At 65.5% G+C, this 25,488-nt stretch carries 23 protein-coding genes and 1 pseudogene; 9 read left to right on the forward strand and 15 right to left on the reverse strand.

The window, feature by feature from the left end; genetic code table 11:
* Positions 1-244: 244 nt before the first annotated feature.
* The 3 genes from nrdR to rpiB all read right to left on the reverse strand — a co-directional run bounded on the left by nrdR (position 245) and on the right by rpiB (position 2,638).
* A complete protein-coding gene (gene nrdR / locus QGV54_RS17350; RefSeq protein ID WP_281019389.1) occupies positions 245-709 on the reverse strand; it encodes a transcriptional regulator NrdR in 465 nt (154 codons plus the stop codon).
* A gap of 136 nt (positions 710-845) precedes the next feature.
* Positions 846-2,102, reverse strand: a complete 1,257-nt coding sequence (gene glyA, locus QGV54_RS17355; protein WP_281019857.1) for a serine hydroxymethyltransferase — start codon at positions 2,100-2,102, stop codon at positions 846-848.
* 107 nt (positions 2,103-2,209) lie between these two features.
* Entirely contained in the window at positions 2,210-2,638 is a 429-nt protein-coding gene (gene rpiB, locus QGV54_RS17360) for a ribose 5-phosphate isomerase B (protein ID WP_281019388.1), read from the reverse strand.
* A gap of 178 nt (positions 2,639-2,816) precedes the next feature.
* On the opposite strand from rpiB, the gene QGV54_RS17365 reads away from it, so the two are divergent.
* The 3 genes and pseudogenes from QGV54_RS17365 (at position 2,817) to QGV54_RS17375 (ending at position 6,983) form a co-directional block, all read left to right on the forward strand.
* Entirely contained in the window at positions 2,817-3,980 is a 1,164-nt protein-coding gene (locus QGV54_RS17365; protein WP_281019387.1) for an acyl-CoA dehydrogenase family protein, read from the forward strand.
* A 154-nt stretch (positions 3,981-4,134) separates the two neighbouring features.
* Positions 4,135-4,944, forward strand: coding sequence for an enoyl-CoA hydratase-related protein (locus QGV54_RS17370; protein ID WP_281019386.1), 810 nt, complete (start codon positions 4,135-4,137; stop codon positions 4,942-4,944).
* Between the two features lie 281 nt (positions 4,945-5,225).
* A pseudogene (locus QGV54_RS17375) lies at positions 5,226-6,983 on the forward strand (glutathionylspermidine synthase family protein).
* 3 nt (positions 6,984-6,986) lie between these two features.
* Here the strand turns inward: QGV54_RS17375 and QGV54_RS17380 are convergent.
* The 3 genes from QGV54_RS17380 to QGV54_RS17390 all read right to left on the reverse strand — a co-directional run bounded on the left by QGV54_RS17380 (position 6,987) and on the right by QGV54_RS17390 (position 9,737).
* Complete coding sequence (locus QGV54_RS17380) at positions 6,987-7,799, reverse strand: enoyl-CoA hydratase-related protein (protein ID WP_281019385.1); 813 nt, start codon at positions 7,797-7,799, stop codon at positions 6,987-6,989.
* 181 nt (positions 7,800-7,980) lie between these two features.
* Positions 7,981-8,472, reverse strand: a complete 492-nt coding sequence (locus QGV54_RS17385; protein WP_281019384.1) for an aromatic-ring-hydroxylating dioxygenase subunit beta — start codon at positions 8,470-8,472, stop codon at positions 7,981-7,983.
* On the reverse strand, positions 8,472-9,737 hold the full coding sequence (locus QGV54_RS17390) for an aromatic ring-hydroxylating dioxygenase subunit alpha (RefSeq protein WP_281019383.1): 1,266 nt from the start codon (positions 9,735-9,737) through the stop codon (positions 8,472-8,474). The genes QGV54_RS17385 and QGV54_RS17390 overlap by 1 nt, the downstream gene beginning before the upstream one ends.
* 138 nt (positions 9,738-9,875) lie before the next feature.
* Between QGV54_RS17390 and QGV54_RS17395 the strand changes: the two genes are divergently transcribed.
* Positions 9,876-11,210, forward strand: coding sequence for an AMP-binding protein (locus QGV54_RS17395; protein WP_281019382.1), 1,335 nt, complete (start codon positions 9,876-9,878; stop codon positions 11,208-11,210).
* 43 nt (positions 11,211-11,253) lie between these two features.
* Positions 11,254-11,847 carry a TetR/AcrR family transcriptional regulator gene (locus tag QGV54_RS17400; protein ID WP_281019381.1) on the forward strand — a complete coding sequence of 198 codons (594 nt, stop codon included), beginning with the start codon at positions 11,254-11,256 and terminating at the stop codon, positions 11,845-11,847.
* A gap of 2 nt (positions 11,848-11,849) precedes the next feature.
* Here the strand turns inward: QGV54_RS17400 and QGV54_RS17405 are convergent, their stop codons facing one another.
* Genes QGV54_RS17405 through phaZ form a run of 4 tightly spaced genes read right to left on the reverse strand, consistent with a single transcriptional unit; the run spans position 11,850 to position 16,352 of the window.
* On the reverse strand, positions 11,850-12,416 hold the full coding sequence (locus QGV54_RS17405; RefSeq protein ID WP_281019380.1) for an AAA family ATPase: 567 nt from the start codon (positions 12,414-12,416) through the stop codon (positions 11,850-11,852).
* Positions 12,417-12,420: 4 nt separating this feature from the next.
* Positions 12,421-13,938, reverse strand: a complete 1,518-nt coding sequence (locus QGV54_RS17410) for an acyl--CoA ligase (RefSeq protein ID WP_281019379.1) — start codon at positions 13,936-13,938, stop codon at positions 12,421-12,423.
* A gap of 59 nt (positions 13,939-13,997) precedes the next feature.
* Positions 13,998-15,104: a hypothetical protein gene (locus QGV54_RS17415; RefSeq protein WP_281019378.1), complete on the reverse strand. Its 1,107-nt coding sequence runs from the start codon at positions 15,102-15,104 to the stop codon at positions 13,998-14,000.
* 3 nt (positions 15,105-15,107) lie between these two features.
* On the reverse strand, positions 15,108-16,352 hold the full coding sequence (gene phaZ / locus QGV54_RS17420) for a polyhydroxyalkanoate depolymerase (protein WP_281019377.1): 1,245 nt from the start codon (positions 16,350-16,352) through the stop codon (positions 15,108-15,110).
* Between the two features lie 217 nt (positions 16,353-16,569).
* On the opposite strand from phaZ, the gene QGV54_RS17425 reads away from it, so the two are divergent.
* Positions 16,570-17,331, forward strand: a complete 762-nt coding sequence (locus tag QGV54_RS17425; RefSeq protein ID WP_281019376.1) for a dienelactone hydrolase family protein — start codon at positions 16,570-16,572, stop codon at positions 17,329-17,331.
* The gene (locus QGV54_RS17430; RefSeq protein WP_281019375.1) at positions 17,328-18,047 is read left to right on the forward strand and encodes a glutathione S-transferase family protein; all 720 of its coding nucleotides are present in this window, start codon (positions 17,328-17,330) and stop codon (positions 18,045-18,047) included. Before QGV54_RS17425 ends, QGV54_RS17430 begins: the two co-directional genes overlap by 4 nt.
* 99 nt (positions 18,048-18,146) lie before the next feature.
* Here QGV54_RS17430 and rpmB read toward each other — a convergent pair whose 3' ends face one another.
* Positions 18,147-18,461 carry a 50S ribosomal protein L28 gene (gene rpmB / locus QGV54_RS17435; RefSeq protein WP_281019374.1) on the reverse strand — a complete coding sequence of 105 codons (315 nt, stop codon included), beginning with the start codon at positions 18,459-18,461 and terminating at the stop codon, positions 18,147-18,149.
* Between the two features lie 247 nt (positions 18,462-18,708).
* Between rpmB and QGV54_RS17440 the strand changes: the two genes are divergently transcribed.
* A complete protein-coding gene (locus tag QGV54_RS17440; protein ID WP_281019373.1) occupies positions 18,709-20,346 on the forward strand; it encodes an NAD(P)/FAD-dependent oxidoreductase in 1,638 nt (545 codons plus the stop codon).
* A gap of 45 nt (positions 20,347-20,391) precedes the next feature.
* On the opposite strand, the gene QGV54_RS17445 is transcribed toward QGV54_RS17440, so the two are convergent.
* Positions 20,392-21,450, reverse strand: a complete 1,059-nt coding sequence (locus tag QGV54_RS17445; protein WP_281019998.1) for an alpha/beta hydrolase — start codon at positions 21,448-21,450, stop codon at positions 20,392-20,394.
* A gap of 18 nt (positions 21,451-21,468) precedes the next feature.
* Here QGV54_RS17445 and QGV54_RS17450 point away from each other — a divergent pair, with 18 nt between their 5' ends.
* A complete protein-coding gene (locus QGV54_RS17450) occupies positions 21,469-21,885 on the forward strand; it encodes a nuclear transport factor 2 family protein (protein WP_281019371.1) in 417 nt (138 codons plus the stop codon).
* Between the two features lie 13 nt (positions 21,886-21,898).
* Here QGV54_RS17450 and QGV54_RS17455 read toward each other — a convergent pair whose 3' ends face one another.
* The 3 genes from QGV54_RS17455 to QGV54_RS17465 form a co-directional block, all read right to left on the reverse strand.
* Positions 21,899-22,486 (reverse strand): uracil-DNA glycosylase family protein, encoded by a 588-nt coding sequence (locus QGV54_RS17455; protein WP_281019370.1) that lies wholly within the window; start codon positions 22,484-22,486, stop codon positions 21,899-21,901.
* 114 nt (positions 22,487-22,600) lie between these two features.
* Complete coding sequence (locus tag QGV54_RS17460; RefSeq protein WP_281019369.1) at positions 22,601-23,881, reverse strand: 2Fe-2S iron-sulfur cluster-binding protein; 1,281 nt, start codon at positions 23,879-23,881, stop codon at positions 22,601-22,603.
* Positions 23,882-23,965: 84 nt separating this feature from the next.
* Complete coding sequence (locus QGV54_RS17465) at positions 23,966-25,477, reverse strand: hypothetical protein (RefSeq protein ID WP_281019368.1); 1,512 nt, start codon at positions 25,475-25,477, stop codon at positions 23,966-23,968.
* Positions 25,478-25,488 lie beyond the last annotated feature (11 nt).

The raw sequence follows: 25,488 nt of genomic DNA on the forward strand, positions 1-25,488 counted from the left end.
CGGGCCCGCGCCTGGCGGGTTCGACGCCGCGATGGCACTGCTGCCGGGTCAAAATTCTTCCAGTGAGGCAATGCATCCCCGGTCCGGAGTGACAGCCGGTGGTCCCGCAAGTGCCCTGTTGACGTCACTGCGCATCGGCAGGTCGGATTTCGGACTCGAAAGGTGAACCATGCCATGCCGGACAGCATCACGGCACGGCGCGGAAGCCTGGCAGAAACAGACGTCTGAAAGCCGTCGCCAACGATCAGTCGTCGTCGCGACCCGCGATCTCGCGGCCGATGAAATCCTCGAAGTCGGCAGCCTCGCGGAAGTTGCGGTAGACGGAGGCGAAGCGCACGTAGGCGACCTGGTCGATGCTGGCGAGCGCCTGCATCACCAGTTCCCCGATCCTGACCGAATCGATCTCCGACTCGCCGGAACTTTCCAGCTGGCGGACGATGGCATTGATCATCCGCTCCACCCGCTCCGGATCCACCGGGCGCTTGCGGATGGCGATGTCGATGGAGCGGGCGAGCTTGTCGCGGTCGAAGGGTGTGCGCTGCCCGTTCTTCTTCACCACCGTCAGATCGCGCAGCTGAATGCGTTCGAACGTCGTGAAGCGCCCGCCACAGCCGGAACAGGAGCGTCGGCGCCGGATCGCGGTATTGTCCTCCGTCGGGCGCGAGTCCTTCACCTGGGTATCGGCATTCTGGCAATAGGGGCAGCGCATGACGGTGATTCCTCGGTTGCTTCTTGCTTGTGGTCCCCGGCCAGCCCTCTCCCCCTCCCGACCACCCACTGGATTATCCTTATGGGTGGTCGGGAGGGGGAGAGGGCTGGCGCAGACTCCGCCTCTGGCGAAGCCCTCAGATGATACCCTTCGTATAGATCGGATGGCGCGCACAAAGCTCCAGCACCGATTCACGGGCTTTGGCCTCGGCGGCGCCATTGTCGCCGTTCGAAGCGGCATAGCCTTCCAGCACATCGGCGATCAGCGCGCCGACCTGGCGGAATTCATCGGTACCGAAGCCGCGGGTGGTCGCTGCCGGGGTGCCGAGGCGGACACCGGAGGTCACCATCGGCTTCTCCGGGTCGAACGGCACGCCGTTCTTGTTGCAGGTCATGTGCGCGTTCTCCAGCGTGCGCTCCGCGTCACGGCCGGTCACACCCTTTGACCTGAGATCGACCAGCATCAGATGCGTGTCGGTGCCGCCGGAGACGATGTCGAAGCCCCGGTCCATCAGCGATGCCGCCAGCGCCTGCGCATTGTCCACCACCTGCTGCGAGTAGGCCTTGAAGTCGGGACGCAGTGCCTCCCCGAATGCCACCGCCTTGGCCGCGATGACATGCATCAGCGGGCCGCCCTGCAGACCGGGGAAGACGGCGGAGTTGATCTTCTTGCCCAGATCGTCGTCGCGGGTGAGGACCATGCCACCACGCGGGCCACGCAGGGTCTTGTGGGTGGTGGTCGTCGCCACATGGGCATGGTCCAGCGGGTTCGGATGCACACCACCGGCGACCAGACCGGCGAAATGCGCCATGTCGACCATGAACAGCGCGCCCACTTCATCGGCAATCGCACGAAAGCGGGCGAAGTCGATGAAGCGCGGATAGGCTGAGCCGCCGGCCACGATCAGCTTCGGCCTGTGTTCCTTCGCCAGCCGCTCGACCTCGTCGAAGTCGATGCGGGCATCCTCCCGACGCACGCCGTACTGCACCGCATTGAACCACTTGCCCGACTGGTTCGGCGGAGCGCCATGGGTCAGATGCCCACCGGCAGCCAGCGACATGCCCATGAAGGTGTCACCGGGCTTCAGCAGGGCCTGGAAGACGGCCTGGTTGGCCTGTGCGCCGGAATGCGGCTGCACGTTGGCAAAGGAACAGTCGAACAGCTTGCACGCCCGCTCGATGGCCAGCGCCTCGACCACATCGACGTGCTCGCAGCCCCCATAGTAGCGACGGCCCGGATATCCCTCCGCGTACTTGTTGGTCAGCACACTGCCCATGGCCCGGATCACGGCCGGGCTGGCGATGTTCTCCGACGCGATCAGCTCGATCTCGCTCTGCTGGCGACCGAACTCGGCGTTGATGGCGTCGAAGACCGCCTTGTCATCCCGTTCCATGTCGGCGGACCAGATGGCTTCACCCGCTGCTGCGGTGGCGACCATGTTCATGTGCGATGCTCCCTTGAAGCTCTTGATCGTTCGAACGATCGAATCAGTTCCGGGCCTCAGCCCAGCTTGTCCACGCGACGCTGGTGCCGCCCCCCGGCAAACGGCGTCTCCAGAAAGGCCCGCACGCAGTCGCGCGCGGTCTCGGTGCCGATCACCCGCGCGCCCAGGGCCAGGATGTTGGCGTCATTGTGTTCGCGCGACAGGCGCGCGGTGGTGATGTCGTGACATAGGGCGGTGCGCGCGCCGGGCACACGGTTCGCGGCGATGGAAATGCCGATGCCGGTGCCGCAGACGATCACACCCGCCTCCGCCTCGCCCGCGGCCACGGCCTCCGCGGCCTTGCGGCCGAAATCCGGATAATCGACCGAATCGAGACTGCTGGTGCCGAGGTCGAGCACGTCATGGCCCAACCCCTTCAGTTCATCGCGCAGAGCCTCTTTCAGCTCGAACCCGGCATGGTCTGACGCAAGGGCAATCCTGGACATGAGCAGTTCTCGCGGCGACTGGGATCGGAAGCCGCGCTGTTACCACATCTGGTGGTCGGTCGCCAAGCACTGGCAAGATCGATTCCCACCATGCCGCATCTGCGGGTGCACAGACGCCGCTGTTCGGGTCTATCATCGGCGCGCCTGTTGCCAGGCACCACTGCCGGGGGAGGAAACCATGGGCGTCTACACACATGAACATCTGGAGATCCAGCGATCCGCACGGAAGCTGATCGAGGAAGAGATCAATCCGCACGTGGATGCATGGGAAGCGGAGGGTGCCTTTCCCGCCCACGAGGTCTTCAGGAAGTTCGGCGACATGGGCTTCCTCGGCATCCACAAGCCGGAGGAATATGGCGGCCTCGGCCTCGACTATTCCTACAACCTGGCCTTCGCGGAGGCGCTGGGCAGCATCAATTGCGGCGGTGTTCCCATGGCGCTGGGCGTGCAGACCGACATGGCCACCCCGGCGCTGTCGAACCATGGCTCCGATGAGCTGCGCCGGGAGTTCCTGGCCCCGGCCATCGCCGGCGAGATGGTGGCCTGCATCGGTGTCTCCGAACCCGGTGCCGGGTCGGACGTGGCATCGCTGAAGAGCTGGGCGCGCAAGGATGGCGACGACTACATCATCAACGGCCAGAAGATGTGGATCACCAATTCCTTCCAGGCCGACTACATGGTCATGCTGGTGAACACCGACCCGGACGGGGCCGTGCACCGCAACAAGTCGCTGGTGGTCGTGCCGATGGATACGCCGGGGGTCACGCGGGCGAAGAAGCTCGACAAGATGGGCATGCATTCCTCCGACACCGGCCTGATCTTCTTCGAGGATGTGCGCGTGCCGCAGCGCCACCGCATCGGCGACGAGAACAAGGGCTTCACCTACCAGATGCAGCAGTTTCAGGAGGAGCGGATGTGGGCCATCGCCTCCGGCATCACCGGGCTGCAGAAGGCCATCGACCAGACCATCGAATATACCGGCCAGCGCATGGTCTTCGGCAAGCCGCTGCTGGACAACCAGGTGATCCACTTCCGTATGGCCGAACTGCAGACGGAGGTCGAGCTGCTGCGCAGCCTGATGGACCGCTGCATCGAGGAATATACCGCAGGCAGGGACGTCACCCGCCTCGCCTCCATGGGCAAGCTGAAGATCGGACGGCTGAAGCGGGAGGTCTACGACAGCTGCCTGCAGTACTGGGGCGGCATGGGCTACATGAACGAGACCCCGATCAGCCGCATGTACCGTGACGGCCGTCTCGCCTCCATCGGCGGTGGCGCCGACGAGGTGATGCTGTCGATCATCTGCAAGAGCATGAACATCCTGCCCGGCAAGCGCGGATAGGACCCGTTCGCTGAGAGACCGCCCTCTCGCCCGAAGATTCTGTTGATGGACTGTTCCATCCCTCTCCCCCTCCCGGCCACCCACGCAAGTATCCTGAAATGGGTGGCCGGGAGGGGGAGAGGGGAGGCACGGTCGACCAAAAAGGGAACCCACCATGACCGAAGAAATCGTCCTCACCCGCCGTGAAGGCGGTGTCCTGCACATCACCATGAACCGACCCGATGCCCGCAATGCCATGTCGCAGGAACTGCTGGACGGCATCGACGCGGCCATCGCCTCTGTCGCCGAGGACCGGACCTGCCGCGCCATCGTGCTGCGCGGCGCGGGCAAGAGCTTTTCAGCGGGCGGCGACGTGCGCGGCTTCAAGGCCAGCCAGCAGACCGGCGCGGCGGATGGCACCGGCGGCGCCGACCCGATCGCGGAGCGGAACCGCCAGGGCGGGGCCTTCTTCCAGCGCATGGACCGCACGCCGCAGCCGCTGATCGTGGTGGCCGACGGCGCGGCGCTGGGCGGCGGCTTCGGACTGGTCTGCGCCGCCGACATCGTCATTGCCACGCCCCGCGCCCGCTTCGGCCTGACCGAGGCACGGCTGGGCGTGCTGCCCGCCGCGATCCTGCCCGTCGTCATCGGGCGCATCGGGGAACGGCTGACCCGGCGTCTGGCGGTGATGAGCAACATGCTCTCCGGCGCGGAAGCCGTGGAGATCGGCATCATCGACTGGCTGTGCGAGGACGCCGACGCGGCGGAGCAGAAGGTGACGGAAGTCCTGGCCGAGATCCTGAAGGGCGCCCCCGGAGCCATCGCCCGCGCCAAGACCGTCATCCGCGCCGTCCGCGACCAGGACGTGGAGACCGCCCTAGACATCGCCGCCACCCAGTTCGCCGCCGCCCAGCGCTCCGCCGAAGCCACCGAAGGCGTCCAGGCCTTCATCGACAAGCGCCCGCCGAACTGGGCCGCTGGGTAGGCTGCGCAACGGCCAGGGAAAATCGTTCGGGGCAGCGCTGAATCCGCTCGCCAAGGTTCCGGCATGGGTATAGAGGCTCGCGCGGCGCGACACCTGTCCGCCCTTCGCCCGTCCCTGGAACAGCCATGAAACACCATCACGCCATCACCCCCGCCCCCTTCGGAACCGTTCTGGGGCATGGTCCCGGCGGAACCGAGGTCTATTCCTCCGACTATGATTCGGTGGACCGGGAGGCGATGCCGACGCGGCAGGCGTTCCACAGCACCGTCGACGGTGTCTACATGGGTTTCAAGTGGCAGTGCGTGGAGCTGGCGCGGCGCTGGATTTACCAGAACCGGGGCTATGTCTTCGAGGACATCGCCATGGCCTATGACATCTTCCGTCTGCGCCAGGTGAAGGTGATCGCCGACGGCAGCACCCTGCCGCTGCATTCCTTCCGCAACGGTTCCACCCGCCCGCCGGAGCCCGGCTGCCTGCTGATCTGGAACGAGGGCGGTGAGTTCGAGGTCACGGGCCATGTCGCGGTGGTGACGGAGGTTCTGGCCGACCGCGTGCGCTGCATCGAACAGAACGTGCATGATTCCGTCTGGCCGGCCGGTCAGAACTGGTCACGCGAACTGCCGCGACGCCTGACCGGTGATGGCGGCTGCTGGCTGGACTGCACCTATCACGACGGCAGCATCCTGGGCTGGGTGATCCAGACCGACGACACGACAGGGGCCGAGACGGAGCTGGAGGATGATCCGGCGCTCTTTGGCATCAAGCGCCAGACACTGGAGACCGCGCCGGGGGCGGCGGAGGCGGTCGCCTGGCTGGATCCATCAGACCCGATCGATGCCAACTACATCGACCTGATGGGCGGCCAGGTGCTGTCGAAGGACCCGGCGGACCTGCGTGCCTGGTACTGCATCAGCGAGACCGCGATGCGGGAACTGCAGCGCGCCACCAACGAGCTGCACCGCATGTTCCTGCACGCGACCAATCAGGTGCTGTCCGATGACACGCTGCTGGCGCGGTTCAACCTGCCGCCCGCGCTCTGGTCGCGCATTCGCCAGTCCTGGAACAACCGCCGCAACGAGATGATCACCGGGCGCTTTGATTTCGCCATGCGGCCGGAGGGGCTGAAGGCGTACGAATACAATGCCGACTCGGCATCCTGTTACATGGAGGCCGGGTCGCTGCTGGGACGCTGGGCGGAGGCCTTTGGCTGCACCGACGGGCGTGACCCCGGCGGGCGGCTGTACGATCTGCTGGTGGATGCCTGGCGGGAAACGGCCATTGACGGCGTGCTGCACATCATGCGCGACGACGATATCGAGGAAACCTACCACGCCCTGTTCATGAAGCGCGCGATGGAGCAGGCCGGTCTGACCTGCCGCATCGTGACGGGTGTCGAGGGGCTGCGCTGGGGCGACGGCGGCGAGGTGCTGGACGCAGACGGCGTACCGATCCGCTGGGTCTGGAAGACCTAGGCGTGGGAGACCGCGCTGGACGAGATCCGCGAGGATCTGGCGGAGGACGAGGAGAACCTGCGCCTGCACCGCACCATCGACCGTGCCACCCAGCCGCCGCGCATCGTCGATGTGCTGCTGCGGGAGGGCGTGATGGTCTTCGAACCGCTCTGGACCCTGGTCACCAGCAACAAGGCGATCCTGCCCGTGGTGCGGGAGATGTTCCCGAGCAGTCGCTTCCTGCTCGACACCGGCTACGAACTGACCGACGCGTTGCGCGCGGCGGGCTATGCCGCCAAGCCCATCGTCGGGCGCTGCGGGGCCAATATCGCGCTCTACAGCCAGGACGCGGATCTGGTGGCGGCGACGGAAGGCCAGTTCGAGAGCCGGGACACGATCTATCAGGAACTCTGGAAACTGCCCCGCGTCGCCGGTCGCAACGCGCAGCTCCAGGCCTTCTCCGTCGCCGGTTCCTTCGCCGGCGTCGGCATCCGCGTGGACCCCGCCCTGATCATCACCACCGACAGCGACCTGCTGCCGCTGCGCGTGCTGCCGGATGCGGAGTTTCTGGCGCGGGTGTCGGACTGAGGTCTACCGACCCGTGAAGGTGGCCGGGCGGCGTTCGATCATGGAGGCGAGGCCTTCCCGCGCGTCTGCGGTGCCGGAGAGTTCGGCGACGTTGCGGGCTTCCTCCGTGAAGCAGGCCTCCACCGGCAGGGCCTTGCCCTGACGCAGCAGCCGTTTCACCGCGGCCTGTGCCAGCGGCGGGCCGCTCGCCAGTTCACGCGCCAGATCCATGGCGGCGTCCAGCAGATCCGCGTCCGGTACCACGCGGTTGACGATGCCCAGATCCTTCGCCTCCTCAGCCGTCATGGTCGGGTTGGTCAGCAGGATCTCCATCGCCTTGCGGTGACCGACCAGCGCGGGCAGCGTCGTGGTGGTACCGGCGTCCGGTGACATGCCGACCTTGGTCGCGCCCGCGAGGAACTTCGCGCTCTCCGCCGCCACCACCAGGTCCACCGCGCAGGCCATGCCGAAACCACCGCCGCCGGTGGCATAGCCCTGGATGGCGGCGATCACCGGCGCATCCAGCCGCATCAGCGCCTGTGCCGCATCCTGCAGCAGTGCCGTGGCGGTGCGGATATGGGCGGGCAGTTTCTCGCCCTTCGACGCGAATTCCTTGATGTCGCCCCCGGCGCAGAAGTTCTTCCCCGCCCCGGTCAGCAGCACGGCGCGCACATCCTCCGAGCCATGGCAGACCATGATCGCCTGATAGAGGTCGCGCAGCAGGCCGTTGTTCATGCCGTTGGCGTCATTGGGACGGTTCAGGCGGATATGGGCGATGCCGTCGGTGTGGCTCAGAAGCACATTGCCGTCGCCTACGGGTTCGGTTAGCAGGTTCATGATGGATCTCCGGAGGTTGTTTTCAGGCCCCGGCCTGCCCTCTCGGGAGTCTGTTTGCGGCCTGTTCCATCCCTCTCCCCCACCCGGCCACCCACGGGAGTATCCTTATTGGGTGGCCGGGTGGGGGAGAGGAATGGAACAGTCCAACGACAAACCGGGAAAGGGCGGGCCGGGGACCACATCAGATGAGAAACGACAGCGTGAAGAGCGGCTTGTCGTTATTGACCAGCGCCACCTTCTTGCGGGCCATGCGAAAGCCGTCAGGCGTGTCGCGCAGCAGATATTCAGTGCGTGCGGCCCAGAGGGTTTCGCCCCGCAGGCTGGATTCATAGACCATGACATTGCAGCCGACGCTGACCTCGTCACCCGACCGGTCCAGCACCTCGACATTGGTGATCAGGTGCCGGATCGCGGACTTCGGGTCCTGGGTATAGCGCTTGCCGCTGAGAAGCTGCCGCACCCGCACCCCGATGCGGGAACGGTTGTCGTAGATGATCGACATCTGCTGTTCGGGGTCGATGGCGTCGCCATTGGCGGGCAGCCAGTAGATCGCGTCGTCGGTCCAGAGCGCCTCCCACGCCGCATATTCGTGCTCGTCCTGCAGGCGGGCCTCCGCGTAGATGAACTGTTCGACCCGGCGCGTGATGTCCTGTTCCACGGTGATCATCCCCATCACTCGGCCTCCATCATCTGGCGGTAGTGACGCCATATCCCGCGCGAGGGCACCTCGTCGGTGGCATGGCCGACGCGGAAACCGTCCTCGTCCGTGCGCTCCCGATGCTCCCCGCGCGCCAGATACAGCCACTCCGGATCGCGGGAGAGCACGCCACGGTGCGTGCGCTCGTACATCTCCGAATCATCCGCCAGCAGGAATCCGGCGGGGCCGACGGAGCCCATGGTCTGCTGGCGCAGGCGACGGTTGATGTCAGGCGCGCCCTTGAACTGCAGCGCCGTGACATGCTGCACGGTGTCGTCCACCGCGCGGGGCTGCAGCACGAAGATCTGGATCTCCGCGATGAACAGGTTGGGGAAGATCATCACGTGCGGAGTGCCGTCGATCATCACCTCCCGCGCCTTCTCCGGCCCATGCGCCTGTTCCATGGCCGCGACATAGTCCGGCAGCCGTTCCGGCGTGGTGCCGAACCAGTTCAGAGGCTGGTCGCGGAGGCGGAACTCCGGGCGCAGGTCCAGTTCGGTGTGCCCATTGCCGAAGTCACGGGTAACGGCAGTGGACTTCGAGCCATAGAGGCCGCCGATGCCGCTGTCCGTCACCTTGAAGACGGAGGCATGGACGAAGGCGGGGTGATAGCCATCGGTCTCGTTCTCCAGCACGAACTTCCAGTTTGCCTTCACACGGTGCTGCAGGAATCCGGCAGTGATCTCCACCTCACCGGTGGGCGATGAATCGCAGAGCCGGTCCAGCGTCTCCGCCGCGCCGCCCAGATGTTCCTCCAGCGTCGGGCCTTCGGTGGCGAAGGAGCCGAAGACAAAGCCGCGATAGCTGGCGACACGCGCGACCTTGCCCAGCGACAGGGCCGCCATGTCCTGCCCCTTGTAGCCATCGGCAAAGGCCGTCGCCTCCAGCCTGCCGTCATTGGCGAAGGTCCAGTTGTGGAACGGACAGGTGAACTTGCGCGCGTTGCCCCGTGGCTCCGTGCAGACCTCGTTGCCGCGATGCGGGCAGCGGTTCTGCAACAGGTTGATCTGCCCGTCCGCGCCACGGGTCATGATGATCGGCTGCGGCCCGATGGACTTGGTGACGAAATCGAACGGTTCCGGCACCTCGCTCTCATGCCCGACATAGACCCAGGTGCGATACCAGATGCGGTCCAGTTCCATGCGGAAGATGTCCGCATCGGTATAGAGCGATCCATGCACCCGATCCTGTTCGATCAGGGTGGCAAAGTCCGGCACGTACGGGCGGGTCATGACATTCATCGGGCGCGCTCCCTGTCGGTTGGCAGGCGGTGGTTTATTCATTGAACGGCTGTCCGGTTTATAATAGAAGGATTGAAACTCTGCAATGCCCAACCTTCGGCGCACGCCGGCAGGGGATACGGAACGGGGAGACGACGAATGGCCGGAACAGAGGCAGACATGCTGCATCCCGAGATCGAGGCGCTGGACCACGATGACCTGCTTGCCATCCAGAACCGCAAGCTCGGGGCCCTGGGGCAGCGACTGGCCCAGTCCCCCGAATGGGTGGATCATTTCCGGGAGTCCGGGCTGCATCCGCACGACCTGTCGGACCGGCAGGCGCTGGACAGCCTGGGGTTCCTGCAGAAGTCGCAGCTCCGCGACCGCTACCCCTTCCCCATGCTGGGCACCACGACGGAGAAGGTGGAACGGTTCTGCGCCACTTCCGGCACCACCGGCCTGCCGGTCCTGTTCGGCTATACCCGCGAGGACATGCAGGTGCTGCTGGCCCGGCAGGTGGCGCGACAGCTCCACGCTCACGGCTGCCGGCCCGGCGACCGGGGCTACAACGGTTTCGGCTTCGGCCTCTGGGTTGGCGGGCTGGCCTATGACCTGGGCATGGCGGAACTGGGCATGACCAACTTCCCCGTCGGGCCGGGGCGCAGCGACCTGGTGGTGGAATGGATGCGCGACATGGAATGGTCGCTGGCCACGGTCTCGCCGGTCTTCCTCGCCACCCTGATCCGCACCAGCCAGGAGAAGGGCATCGATCTGAAGACCGACTGGAAGCTGAAGCGCGCCGTCATCGGCGGCCAATCCGTCTCCCGCGCCTTCCGTGATGAGCTGGAGGCCGGACTGCCGTCCGACTTCATGACCTTCAACACCTATGGCACGACAGAGGCCGGTGGCCCCATCGTCGCCGCCTCCTGCCCCTGGAGCCATGCCCGCGACGAGATGCATCTGTTCAACGAGGATACGGTCCTGACCGAGATCCTCGACCCGGAGACCTTCAGGCCGGTCGGGCCGGGTGAGGTCGGCGAGATCGTCGTCACCACGCTGGACAAGCAGGCGTCACCGGTGGTGCGCTGGCGCACCCGCGATCTAGTGCGCCTGTCGGAGCATCCCTATGACTGCCCCTGCGGGCGCCGCGGGATGCGCAACATCGGGCGGATCATCGGCCGCTCCGACGACATGCTGAAGGTGCGCGGGGTCATCGTCTACCCGTCCCAGGTGGAGGATGTCATCGCCACCACCCCGGGGACAGTGAAGGAAGCCTGGCAGATCTATGTCGACACGCCGGGCAGCGCGCCGAAGCAGATCGTCGTGGCCATCGAGAAGGAGCGCAGCCACAACGGCTCCCCCGATGAACTGGCCGACGCCGTCGGCCGCAGCCTGACCAGCCGCCTCGGCCTGAAGGTGCCGGTGGAATGCCATGAGGAAGGCACCCTGCCCCGCTACGAGGCCAAGGCACAGCGGGTTCTGGTGCGCGACTGAGGGGTGGTACGCTCCCCCTGCCGAATCAGGATGGAAACAGACGATGGCGCGGAAGCAGGCCGAGAACTACGAGGAGATCCGCCGCCGCATCATGGCCTGCGCCGCGACCGAGTTCGCGCGTCAGGGCTATGCCGCGACCAGCATCGCGGATCTGGCAAAGGCAAATGGCGTCTCGCGCGGCCTGCTGTACCACTATTTCGCCTCCAAGGAGGCATTGCTGCAGGAGATGCTGAGCAGCCATCTCGACATGATGCTGGACGCCGCCAGCACTGCTGCGACGGACGGCGTGACGGCACAGGACCGCTTCCGTTCCACCATCCGCACCATCGTCGGCATCAACGCCGGGTCCCGCGACCTGCAGGTGGTGCTGCTGCACGACCTGCAGAACCTCGGCACGGCGGAGCGGGCAGAGATCGTCGGCAAGCAGCGGCGCATCATCGCCGTGCTGCGCGACCTGATCCGCGACTGTGACCAGAGCGGCCACATCACCAGCCGCACCCTCATGGCCCAGACCATGATGTGCGTCGGCATGATTAATTACACCTACCTCTGGTACGACCCAGCGGGGCCGGTGGGGCCTGACGAATATGCCACCATGGTCGCCGACACCTATCTGGCAGGGCTGGAGCGGCGCTAGGATCAGGACCGCGTGGGGTGTAAGGGAGGGGGGCTGACACGGCGAATCGCCTTGATCGCATCGATGAACCCGGGCGTATCGAGGACATGGACCGCCGCGAGACCCGCGTCCCGCAGCGCGGGCAGGCCATCGCGCAATGACTTCGACTGTGCGGCAATCACCTCCCGCCCCACATGGCGACCGCCCCCGGCGGCCCTGTGGCGGTTGCGGGCGATGCAGGTCGCCGGGTCCAGCAGCAGGACCAGCGCCACCACCGGCGCATGAAATCGCCTGGCGAGGTCGAGCAGCGGCCGCCGGCCCCTCACCTTCAGGTTGGTGGCATCGATGACAGTCAGACGGCGGGCGGCGAGGCGCTTCTCCGTGATCAGATGCAGCAGTTCGAAGGCCGCCGCGCTGGCCGACTGGTCGGCTTCATCATCCGAGACCAGCCCCCGGCAGGCATCGGACGACACCACCTCTGTCGGCCGGAAATGCCGGGCGGCGAAGGTCGACTTGCCCGCCCCCGAGGCCCCGACCAGCAGGACGAGGCAGAAGTCGGGGATGGTCAGGACCGCCTCCGCCGCAGGCATCGCCTCAGGCGAGGCCGAGTTTCTCGGCCAGACCGATGCGCTGCAGCTTGCCGGTGGCGCCCTTCGGAATCTCGTCGAGGATCAGCAGCTTGCGCGGCACCTTGAAGTCGGCCAGCCGGGTGGCGACGAAGTCGCGGATCTCGCGATCCGTGGCGCTCGCCCCCTCACGCAGCACCACGGCGGCGGCGACTTCCTCCCCCAGCTTCGGATGCGGCATGGCGAAGGTGACGACCTGGGCCACGGCTTCATGGTCCATCAGCACCTCGTCCACCTCACGCGGGGAGATCTTCTCGCCGCCCCGGTTGATGATCTCCTTCAGGCGCCCGGTGATGCTGAGATAGCCTTCCGCGTCCAGCACGCCCTGGTCCCCGGTGCGGAACCAGCCATTGGTGAAGTTCTCGGCATTGGCCTTGGGATTGGCCTCGTATCCGGCGGTGACATTGGGGCCACGGATGACGACTTCCCCCGTCGCGCCCTGATCCATCAGATTGCCGTCCGGGTCCATGATCGCGACCTCCGGCCCGGCGGCGATGCCGACGGAACCCGGCTTGCGCGCGGCGGGCGGCAGGGGGTTGGAGGCCATCTGGTGCGCCGCCTCGGTCATGCCATAGCTCTCGATCACCGGGCAGCCGAAGGTCTCCTCCAGTTCCGCCATCACCTGCGGCGGCAGGGAGGAGGAGGAGGAGCGGATCAGCCGCAGCGGCTGGGCAGCGATCAGCTCGGCATTGCGCCCGGCCCGGCTCAGGATCGCCTGATGCATGGTCGGCACCGCCGTGTACCAGTTGGGTTTCGCCACCTCCATCCACGTGAAGAAGCGCAGGGCGTTGAAGCCCGGGCTGCACCAGACACTGGCACCCGCCGCCACGGAACTCAACACCGCCGCGATCAGGCCGTGGATGTGAAACAGCGGCATGATGTTGAGACAGCGATCCGCCGCCGTCAGATCAAGGGCGGCACGGATGTGCCGGGCGCTGGCCGCGACATTGGCCTGCGACAGCGGCACGATCTTCGGCCGCGAGGTGGTGCCGGAAGTATGCAGCACCAGAGCCACATCATCCGCCCCCGCCATGCCGCCCGCCTGCGGCGCCGAGGCTGCCGCGGGTCCGGCAAGGTCGAACAGGCCGGCGGCATCGTCAGTGCGCGGCGTCAGGCGCAGGATCGCGATGCCCCGCTTCTCCGCCGCCGGGACGGCATCACCCTCATAGTCGTCGGCCACGATCAGGGCCCTGGCGTTCAGGTCATCCAGGTAGAAGTCGAACTCATCGGCGCGGTAGGCCGGATTGAGCGGGGCCGTGGTAGCGCCACAGGCCACCGTCAGGAAAGCGGTCGCCATCTCCGGTCCGTTCGGCAGCACGATGGCGACCCGGTCGTTGCGCCCGACGCCGAAACCGTTCAGGTCGGCCACCACCTTCACCGCAAAGTCCCGCAGCCCGCCGTGGGTCAGATCGGCGCGACCTTCCGCGCCAATGGCCGGCGCATCGTCCGCGCCCGTGTCCAGCAGTTCCCGCAAGCTAGTGGCCATGGAAGTTCCCCCGATCCGGTCGTTCGATGCAATTCTGTCCGGGGGATGCTTTACACCAGTCAGCCGTTCTGTTCCATCCAGCGGCGCAAACGTTCCGGGTCAGTGCCGAGGAAGGCAAAGGGGCCCCGCCGGTGCAGCACCGTGGCGGCATCCTCCGCCCACTCATGGCGCATCATCCAGTCGACCTCCCGACCGAACAGCCCACCGCCCAGGTCCTCCCCCAGATCGGCATCCCTGTGGACCCCGTCCAGCATCTCCGGCACGGAGGCACCATGGCGGGAGATCAGGGTGCGGATATAGGCAGCATCCAGATGCGCCCATGTCGCTGCGACCCGGTTGGCGAACAGGCCATAGCCGCCATCCATGCCACCGTCATGCAGCGGACCGGAGCTGGCGGAGAGTCCCTCCGCGCAGGGCAGCAGGTCGCGCAGGCAAGCCGTCGCGCCGACGTCGCCTGCCAAGACCGTGCGCAGGGTCGCGCGCCGGGTGAGGATTGCCGCCAGCAGCCCCTCCAGATCCCTGCCGGAAGTGACCTCCCCGCCTGTCGGGACATGCGCCAGCATCAGGTCATTGGGCATCGGGATGAGACTCAGCGGCCCGGCCACCGTCGGCAGTTCATGCAGTCCCGCCATTTCCGGCCAGGGCCGGGCAAGCACGGCATAGAGACCCGTCGCCGCGCTGGCTTCCACAACGTCGCCGCTGTCGCCCGGCGTGACCTGGCCGCCCAGCCGCACGGCATCCCGCGCCAGGGCAACCGTCAGCCGGGTGACGTCGGTCAGGGTGGCCTTCGCGACCTGAAATGTCCCCTCCGGTGCCGCCAGCATGCCGCTGATCAGCCTGTCCGATGCGTCGAGGATCTCACCCGCGCCCAACCTGCCCCCACCGAACAGGCGGCGCAGGCCGCGTGCCCTGGGTGCGGGGCGCAACATGCGGATGGGTTGAACCAGATGGGGCGCCGCGGCCATGAGCCAGTCCGCCAGCGTCTTCTCGGCAGGCGATTCCCCCGGAAACAGCAGATCGCACGGCAGCGGAATGGCCGGTCGGTCGGTCAGGCCCGCGCGGAAGTGCCAGTCACGTGGCTGTCCGCCCGCCGCAGCCTGCCAGGCCCGGAATGCATTGACGACGCCGGGGCCTCCCAGCGGATCGCTGCCCCCGGCCCCCGCCATGCATCAGGCGCCGAGTACCGGGAAGGAGCGGATGAAGTCGCGGATGCGGGGCTGGATCTCGGTGCGCCAGCGGCCGCCGTTGAACACACCGTAATGACCGACGCCATCCTGAATGTAGTCCATCTGCTTCTTCGCCGGGATGTTGATGCAGAGATCATGCGCCGCCTGGGTCTGGCCGATACCGGAGATATCGTCCTTCTCGCCCTCCACGGTGAACAGGGCGGTCTTCCTGATCTTGGTCAGATCAACGCGGCGGCCCCGGTGCATCATCGTGCCGTTCGGCAGATCGAAGCGCTGGAACACCACCTCCAGCGTCTGCAGGTAATATTCGGCCGTCAGGTCCAGTACCGAGAGATACTCGTCATAGAACTTGCGGTGGCCGTCGGTGGAATCGCCGTCGCCCGCGATCAGCCCTTCATAGAGCTTCTTGTGCGCATCGATATGGCGATCCAGGTTCATGGTCATGAAACCGGTGAGCTGCAGGAAGCCGGGATAGACCGGACGCATGAAACCGGCATGCGGCAGGGGCACCCGGGTAATGACGTTGGTCTTGAACCATTCGATCGGACGGGACGTCGCCAGGTCGTTGGGCACAGTCGGGCTTTTCCGCGGATCGATCGGGCTGCCCATGATGGTCAGGGTCGCCGGGGTCGCCGCATCATTGTCTTCCGACATCAGCGCTGTGGCGGCAAGAACCGCCGGACCGGGCTGGCAGACAGCGACGACATGGGTATTCGGTCCGAGCACCCGCAGGAAGTCGATGACGTAGTCGATGTAATCTTCCAGATCGAAGTTGCCTTCCGACACCGGCACGTTGCGCGCGTCACGCCAGTCGGTGATGAAGACCTCATGCTCCGGCAGCATCGCGGCAACCGTGCCGCGCAGCAGCGTGGCATAGTGGCCGGACAGCGGGGCCACGATCAGCACGCGCGGATCGGCGCGACGCCGGTTCAGGCTGCTGGTATCGCGGGAGAAATACTTGAGCTGCCCAAAGGGCTTGCGATAGATTACCTGCTCCGTCACCGGCACCGGTGCGCCGTCGATGGTGATTTCGTCCAGCCCGAAGGACGGCTTGCCGTAACGGCGGGTAATACCCTCGAACACATCGGCCGCCGCCGCAACGGCGCGGCCTGGCGCTGTATGCGCAGCCGGGTTCATGGGGTGACGCAGCATCATCTGGGTCATGTGCGCGGCAGCGCGCCACGGCTTGATCGCCGCGTGGTTCAGTTCGTACATCTGGTACAGCAAACTGGATCTCCCGATTGCGTCGCGAATCGAAGGATAGCGGACATCCCTCTCATTTGTATTGTGCAGCGCACAATAATGTCACGGACTTGTCAAGCGCGGCTGTCACCATGGTGTCATGCACGCCCTGTCGGAATGGTTAACGCGAGCGTGATTGGCGGCATGCGGCGTGTCGAATACCATCTCTGTATCACCAACCAATCTGGCAGGAGTGACCGACATGTATGCGCGCAGGACAGTTCTGAAGGGGGCCGCAAGCCTGCCCCTCGCCGCCATTCTGGCCGATCCGATGCTGGCACGGGCTGCGGCCCACGGCCTTCAGGATGTTGCCATCACCACCGCAGGCGGGAAGGCGGTCAGTGGCGCACTCGCCCTGCCCGCGAAGACACCCGCGGCGGCAGTGCTGCTGATCCACGAATGGTGGGGCCTGAACGACCAGATCAAGTCCGTGGCCGCGAAGCTGGCGGAGGAAGGGTACGTGGCCCTGGCCGTGGACCTCTATGACGGCAAGGTCGCCACCGAGGCCGGTGATGCCCGCAGCTACATGGGCCAGGTCAAGGGGGACGAGGCCACCGATACGCTGGCGAGCTGGATCGGCTGGCTGAAGGATCACGACAGGACCAACGGCAAGGTGGCAACGGTCGGCTGGTGCTTCGGTGGCGGCTGGTCGCTGAACGCCTCCATCGCCGCGCCGGTGGACGGCACGATCATCTATTATGGCAATGTCAGCCGGAAGGCGGCGGACCTGGAGGCGCTGAAGGGTCCGGTACTGGGTCATTTCGCAACCGAGGACCAGTGGATCAACCGGGCCATGGTCAGCGGCTTCGAGGCTGAGATGAAGCAGGCCGGGAAGCAGCTCACCACCCACTGGTATGATGCCAACCACGCCTTCGCCAACCCGACCAGCGCCCGCTATGACGAGGCCGATGCCGCCCTGTCCTGGCAGCGCACCCAGGCATTCCTGAAGGAAACGCTCGGGTGATCACCCTTCGGCAATACCCGGCGGCGCTGGGCCTGCCGAACCCGAGCCCGTTCTGCATGAAGGCGGAGATCCTGCTGAAGATGTCCGGGGCACCCTTCACCGTGGAAACGGTGAACGATCCCCGCAAGGGACCGAAGGGCAAGCTGCCCGCCGCCAGCTTCGACGGTGGACCGATGGTCGGGGATTCGGAACTGATCCGCCGCGAGATGGCGCGGCGCCTCGGTTTCGACCCTGACGCGGCGCTGGACGCCGGCCAGAAGGCGACAGCCCATGCGATCGCGCGCATGCTGGAGGAACGGCTCTACTGGGCCATCGTCCACACACGCTGGATGGATCCGCCCACCTATGACCGGATCGCCCGGGAGCTGTTCGCCACCATGCCGCCGGTGATCCGGTCGATCATCAAGGTGGTCGCACAGCGGAAGGTGCGGTCCAACCTGGCCGGACACGGGCTGGGCCTGCATGAGGTTCAGGACATCATGGCCTTCGGCGCGGCGGATATCGATGCCTGCGCGGGTCTGCTGGGGGATCAGGACTGGTTCATGGGTGCGGAACCGACCGGCGTGGACGCGACCGGTGTCGCCTTTCTCGCCAATGTCCTTGTGCCGGATATCGAAAGCCCGCTGAGAACGGCCGTGCGCCAGCACCCGAACCTGGTCGCCTACGTGGAGCGCGGCAGGGCGCGGTGGTATCCGGATTACCCGAGCTGGGCCTGATCACGGGACCTGTCCAAGGGGCCTGATAGCACCGACCTTGGCCCCAACGAAAAAGCCGGGCACATGGCCCGGCTTCGTCAGATCCGTCTGTCGCTGAAATCAGGCTTCGGCGGAGGCCGCCGGTGCTGCCGCCTCGGCACGGGCCTTGGCGATCTCGCGCTTCAGCTTGCGGGCGTTGTCGGACAGCTTTGCGTCGGACTGCTTCAGGATGAAGTTGTCCAGACCGCTGTTGTGATCGATGGAACGCAGCGCAGCGGCGGAAATCCGCAGCGAGACGGAACGGCCCAGCGCATCCGACATCAGCTTGGTGTGGCGCACGTTCGGCAGGAACCGACGATTGCTCTTGATGTTGGAGTGGCTGACATTGTGTCCGGTCTGCACACCCTTGCCGGTAAGCTCACAGCGTCGCGCCATGGTTGTTCTCCCGCATGTTCGGCCCATATGGCCGCAAGTCGTGAAAATTGGATCGGCCGCCTGACTGGAGGCCGGAGCGCGGGTGTTTAGCGGGTTCCCGCGCGGTGGTCAAGCGCTGCGGACACCCTGTGCGGACCGGAAGCCGCGAACTGCATGGCTGTCAGCATTTGATCCCGCGCGCCATAGCCACCACAATGACCCCCATCAGACACCCTGGGGAGGGAGCCGGCCGCGCCGGACAGCACGCATGACACAGACAGAAGCAGCAAGCGACCACACGCCGGCGGCAAGCCAGCCAGCCACCGACATGGATGTCATCGTTGTCGGCGCGGGTTTCGCCGGAATGTATCTGCTGCACCGCCTGCGCGGTCTCGGGTTCCGGGTGCAGGTGATGGAGGCCGGCAGCGACGTCGGCGGCACCTGGTACTGGAACCGCTATCCCGGCGCACGCTGTGATGTCGAGAGCATGCAGTATTCCTATCAGTTCGATGACGACCTGCAGCAGGAGTGGGAGTGGAGCGAACGCTACGCCACGCAGCCGGAGATCATCCGCTATGCCCGGCACGTCGCCGACCGCTTCGACCTGCGGCGCGATATCCGCTTCGACTGCCGTGTCGCGGCGGCCCACCTGGATGAGACACAGGATGTCTGGCGGGTCACGACGGAGGGGGGTGACACCCTGACCACCCGATGGTTCGTGATGGCCACGGGCTGTCTCTCCTCGGCCAACATGCCCGACATTCCCGGCGTCGAGAGTTTCCGCGGCGCGATCTTCCACACCGGGCAGTGGCCGCATGAGGATGTGGATTTCACCGGCAAGCGGGTGGCGGTGATCGGTACCGGGTCGTCGGCCATCCAGTCGATCCCGATCATCGCGGAACAGGCCGCGTCCCTGACGGTCTTCCAGCGGACCGCCAACTACGCCATCCCGGCCCGCAATCGCCCCCTGGATCCGGAAGACGTTGCACGGATCAAGGCGCACTATGGGGAGATGCGGGCGCAGGCCAAGAAGATGCCCGCCGGGATACTCTTCCAGGCCAATGATGTGTCGGCCAGGGCGGTGGATGACGCGGAACGGCAGGCCCGCTTCGAACACCGCTGGCAGAAGGGCGGACTGACGTTTCTCGGCGCCTTCAACGACCTGTTGCTCGACGAGAAATCCAATCGCTACGCCGCCGATTTCGTCCGCAACAAGATCCGCAAGACCGTGAAGGACCCGAAGGTGGCGGAACTGCTCTGCCCGACCAACATCATCGGCTGCAAGCGGCTGTGCGTCGATTCCGGGTACTACGAGACCTTCAATCGCCAGAACGTGCATCTGGTGGATATCAGCGGCAGCCCCATCGAGGCGCTGACGGAGAGCGGGCTGCGCACGGGCGGAGAGGAGTACGCATTCGACTGCATCGTCTTCGCGACCGGCTTTGATGCGATGACGGGGTCGCTGCTGCGGGTGGATATCCGGGGATCGGAAGGGCGCCCGCTGGCGGAAAAGTGGCAGGAAGGACCGAAGACCTATCTCGGCCTGATGACCGCCGGTTTCCCGAACATGTTCATGGTGACCGGCCCGGGCAGCCCGTCGGTGCTGACCAACATGCTGCCATCCGTGGAGCAGCACGCCGAGTTCATCGCCGACTGTATCGCGCATATCGCAGGGAACGGTCTGAAACGCATAGAGGCCGAGCCCGAGGCGGAAGAGGCATGGGTGGCGCACGGCGACCAGGTCGCGGGCCTGACGCTGCGGTCGACCTGCAGTTCCTGGTACGTCGGGGCGAACATTCCGGGCAAGCCACGGGTCTTCATGCCCTATATCGGGGGCTTTCCCGCCTATCTGGACAAGTGTGCCGAAGTGGTCGCGAACGGCTATGAGGGCTTTCGCCTGAGCTGACGGGTGCGGCCCGTGCCGGTTCCATCCGGTGACGGACAGTCCGCGCTACCCGCTGGCGCTGGCCAGACGGGACGTCGCTTCCGCCGGCACACAGAGATCGGTCACCGTTCCACCGCCTGAGCCACTGGGCAGCACGCTGTCCGGCTGCAGCAGCCAGCGGCCCACATCATGCTGGACAACAGGCCCCTGCAGATCGCGGAACAGCAGGTGCCAGCCATCGTCGTAGAGGGCCAGGTCCGGCTCGGCGTGGAAGCGTTCCAGGGTCTTCTGGACGGCCTGGCAGGGGACGATCTGGTCCCGTCGGCCATACAGCACCAGCAAGGGCGTCCTGATTGCCGGGACGGCATTGTAGGCGGCATCCATCAGGTCAACCAGGCCGGAAACCGTATCGAACCGCGTTGCCTTGATGAACAGCGGGTCTGCCCCCATCGCCCGGAGCACCATGTCGTTGTCCGACGCGCGCACACCCAGACCGCCGCCTGTGGCCTTGTATCCCGGCATGGTGGACGAGAAGAAGTCCAGCGCCCAGCGGGCAAAGCCGGTCATGGTCTTTCGGCTCCAGACCGCAGGCGCCGACAGCACTGCACTGGCCACCCGGGGTGGCTCGGCCGCGCCCAGCGCCGCCATCACCACCGCGCCCCCCATGCTTTCGCCCACCAGATGGACCGGCAGGCCCGGATGGCGCGCGTGGACCAGTTCCACGACACTGGATAGGTCCTGCGTCAGGGTCGGCACACCGGGCCAGATGCCGCGGTTCTCTGTTTCACCGAAGCCGCGCTGGTCATAGGCATAGACGGCTATGCCCTGACGTGACCAGCGTTCCGCCGGCTCCGACCAGGCGCGGCGATAGTCATTGAAACCATGCAGGGCGATCACGACCGCCCGTGGTTCCGACGGGACCGAGCGCATGTAGGGCAACCGATAGCCATCCGCCATCACGAAGTGGCTGCCGGTCGCCTCCGGTGTCACGACGCTGGGGCCGGCGGGCTGTTGCATGGCGGTGCAGGCGCTCAACATGCCCAGTGCCATTCCGGCGCAGAGCAGGCTGTTGAGGCGCATGGCATCGCGGTTCAGCCGCAGCGTATTGATACAATTCATGATCATGGACGCTATGATGCCCGGATGACGGATGAAATCGACCCCAAAGATCACCTGCTGGCGATTAACGAAGCGTTCTATGCCGCCTTTGCCAGCGGAGACCTGGGCTGGATGACGGATATCTGGTCCGGTCGGCGGGAGATCACCTGCATTCATCCCGGCCACCGGGCCGGGCAGGGACGCACGGAAGTGCTGTCCGGCTGGTTCGACATCCTGCAGCGGCCGCCGGGCATCAGCTTCGGCAAAGCGGTGGCCTACCTGCATGGTGATACCGGGATCGTGCTCTGCACCGAACGGATCGGACCGCACGAACTGGCAGCGACCAACGTGTTCGCACGGGAAGGCGGGCGTTGGCGCATGGTGCACCATCAGGCCAGCGCCATACATGCGCCCCCTGCCGATACGGAGTCAGGCCCGACCGGTTCGGGCAATATTCACTGAATCCGGGCAGGCCTCACGCAAGCAGACTTGTGACGCGCCGGCGCAGGGCGGGAATCACCTCCGCCTCGAACCATGGATTGCGCGCCAGCCAGCCGTTGTTGCGGCCCGACGGATGCGGCAAGGGCAGATAGCGCGGCATGTAGTCGGTCCAGCCAGCCACCGTTTCGGTGAGGGTTTTCCGTCGCCGGTCACCGAGATGCCAGTCCTGGGCATATCGCCCGAGGACGAGGGTGAACTCGACCCTGGGCAGGGCCTGCATCAGCCGCGCATGCCAGGCGGCGGCACATTCGGGCCTTGGCGGCAGATCGCCTGAGCCCTTGACCGTGCCCGGATAGCAGAAACCCATCGGGATGATAGCGAACCGGGTCGGATCATAGAAAGTCTCCCGCCGGACCCCCAGCCAGGCGCGAAGCCGGTCCCCGGAAGGATCATCCCAGGGCACGCCGGAGCGGTGGACACGGATTCCGGGGGCATGGCCCGCGATCAGGATCCGGGCCCGGGTGGTCGCGGCCAGCACGGGGCGGGGTGCGTGCGGCAGGTGGTCCGCGCAGATTCGGCAATTGCGGATCTCCGCCAGCAGCCGGTCGAGCGTGCCGGTCATCTGTCCCGCCGCGCCCGTTGACGGGCAAGCAGGCGCCGGAACGGAAACGGGGCGCACCTGTCAGATGACCGGCACGCCCCGTGTTCGTGACTGAATGCTTTCATGGCCTGCTGATCAGGCATCAAGCTCCATATCGGACTTCGGTGTCGAGATACAGGTAAGGCAGGAGCCCTTGTTCACCTCGGCACTGGGTTCGGTCGCATAGTTGACATCCCCCTTCAGCACGGCGGTGACACAGGTGCCGCAGGCCCCCGCGCGACAGCCGGAGTCCATGTCGATATCGTTGGCTTCCGCGAATTCGAGGATCGAGTCCGCCGAACCGTCCCAGACAATCTCCTTCTCGGAGCGGACGAACTTCAGCTTGAAGCCCGTTGCCGGAGCCGCGCCCGCATCGGCGGGGGCGTCGGTGGACTTCTTGGACTTCACCGTCGCGGGGCCGAAGGCCTCGAAATGGATATTGGCTTCGGGAACATCCCAGTCGCGCAGGCCGTGGAACAGGCTCTCCATCATCGGGGGCGGTCCACAGAAGTAGTAATCGTAGTTGTTGGACGGCAGGACTTCCTGGAACAGCGGAGCGCCGACGCGGGCCTTGTGATGATAGTCCTTGCCCTCGACATCCGTATCATCGGGCCCCGAGTAGCAGATGCGGACGTGCACGTTCTCGTGCGCACGGTCGATGGCTTCCAGATGCTCGCGGAAGACATGCTCCTTGCCGTTGCGGACGCCCAGGAAGAACCAGGTCTCCCGCTTCGAGCCGGATTCCACGATCGCGTTCAGCATGGACAGGACCGGCGTGATGCCGATTCCGCCGCCGATCAGGACCACCGGCGTCTGGCGATGCATATCGAGGAAGAAGTCCCCGTTCGGCGCCAGCACGTCGAGGATATCGCCCTCTTCGATGTTGTCGTGGAAGAAGTTGGAGGATGACTTGCCCACATCCGCCTTGGCCGGATCCTTCGGCGGCGGATTGCGCTTGATCGAGACCCGGTAATATTCGCTCTTCGGGCTGTCGGAGAGGGAATAGCAGCGTGTCGTCACCTTCTTGCCCGACGGCAGGTCGAGCTTGAACGTCAGGTACTGGCCGGGATTGAAGGGAGGCAGCGGACGTTCGTCGTGCGGGCGCAGGTAGAAGGAGCAGATGTCCTTGTTCTCGGGGTTCTTCCGCTCCACCCTGAACTTGCGGATACCGTTCCAGGAGAGCTCGTTCTTCTGCTTGTCGAACTCGCGAACCGCCTTGATCTGTTCGACCTTCTGGCGAAGGAAACCGATCTCCTCCTGCACGCCGCGATCAACGATGCCCGCCGTGCGGAAGTTGTTGTAGATCAGGCTGAGTACATAAAACCCGAGCAAAGCCAGTACGGCGAATGCTGCGGCATTGACCAGTCCGAATTCCATCCCGTCCCCCTTTGGATATCGCAGGTCAGCCCCGTCCGGCGGTCGGGCGGGTGGATCATGCCACCCGCCCGTTGCCGTATCCGGTCAGAACTTCCGGCGAACTTCGAACCGGACACCACCGATGTCGTCGTCGTTGAAGCGAACACCGTACATGGCGTCGGCACGAAGAATCCATGCCTTCGAAATCGGCAACTGCCAGCGCACGCCCAGGGCGTACTGGTCACCGGCGATGTTTGCCTGCTCCCCATACTGCTGCACCGTCGCGGCCTCGACAACCAGCTGCTGGTCGAGGTTGAACAGATACTGCAGACCGATGGCACCACCGAAGGTGTCAGCCGCGGTATCGTCCAGGAACGGGAAGCCGGTCAGACCGTCCGTCTCGAAGTTGATACCGGTGTTGACCAGCAGGCCCTCCGCGTTGGCGAGCGGCTGCGGCCGGTTGATGCCGAGAAAGAAGTTGGCGTAGGGAATGAGCGTATAGGGCTTGTGGGTCATCCAGCTGGTTTCCAGCAGGAAGGCCATGCCGTTGCCCAGGTCCCTACCGCCGTCGTCACGCTTCTGGCGGCTGATGAACGTCCGCAGCGAGTAGCCGAAGATGTTCTTGTAGCGGGCGGACCATGAAATGCCGAGGCTGTGCAGGTCCTGGTCACCGATCTTGCTGCGGTCGGCATCGAGGATGCCGTAGCCGATTTCCAGATACCCCTCACGTGCCTCGATGAAGGCATGCGCGCCATAGGCCTGGACGCTGTGGTCAGCCACGCCGCCGCCGAGATTGCGGATCGCCGGGTTGTTCACGTCGTTGAAGCCGTAGAACAGCGTGAAATCCATGTTGGAGATGTCGAGCACCGGCGAATTCAGTGCCGGGAAGGAGAAGGCACCGCCGAAGATCGCATCATCCATCCACAGGCCGTTCTGGAAGAACAGCGGCACGAAGCCGAACGTGAACGGACGGTCCGTCTTGTAATAGTCACCCGTGATACCCGACAGGATGTTCGAGAAATCACCTTCGAAGAAGAGCGTCTCCAGATTCAGGTCAGCCTGAAGCTTGCACCCCTGATCCTTGTCGTTGCCGGCAAGCTCGCAGCGGGTGAAATCCGCGCCGCTGTCCAGCGGACGAATGAAGGCATGCAACCGCTCCGTCGACGTGATCTTCATGTCGATGTCGATGTTGAGGCGGGTCGCGATCTGGGCCAGTTCATTATTGCCGAAATCGTTGAAGGCGACGGCCGTACGCCAGTCACCAAAGGCCTGAACCGCGAAATTGGTCGGATTCAGCTCACCGAAGACCTCACTCGGCTCCGGAAGCTGTCCGGGGACATACTGCTTGCGGCCCAGTTCGAAGAGCGGGCGCGGGGCCTCGACCTCCGACTTGCCACCATAGATGGCGAGCTGCGCATCGATATCATATGCCTGTTCCTCATAGGCCGGATCAGGCTTGAAGGCGTCATCCTGCAGTTCGACACGCTTCGCGCCGGATGACATCTTCGGATTGTAGTCTTCAGCGGCCCATGACGGCCCGGTGAATACGGCTAGCGCCGCGACTGCCGTGAGGCTCGCGACTGACCGTCGTACGAGACGGAGATCCAGAATACCCAACTTCCCCTCCT

Source organism: Minwuia sp. IMCC3060 (assembly GCF_029909435.1).
GTDB lineage: Bacteria > Pseudomonadota > Alphaproteobacteria > Minwuiales > Minwuiaceae > Minwuia.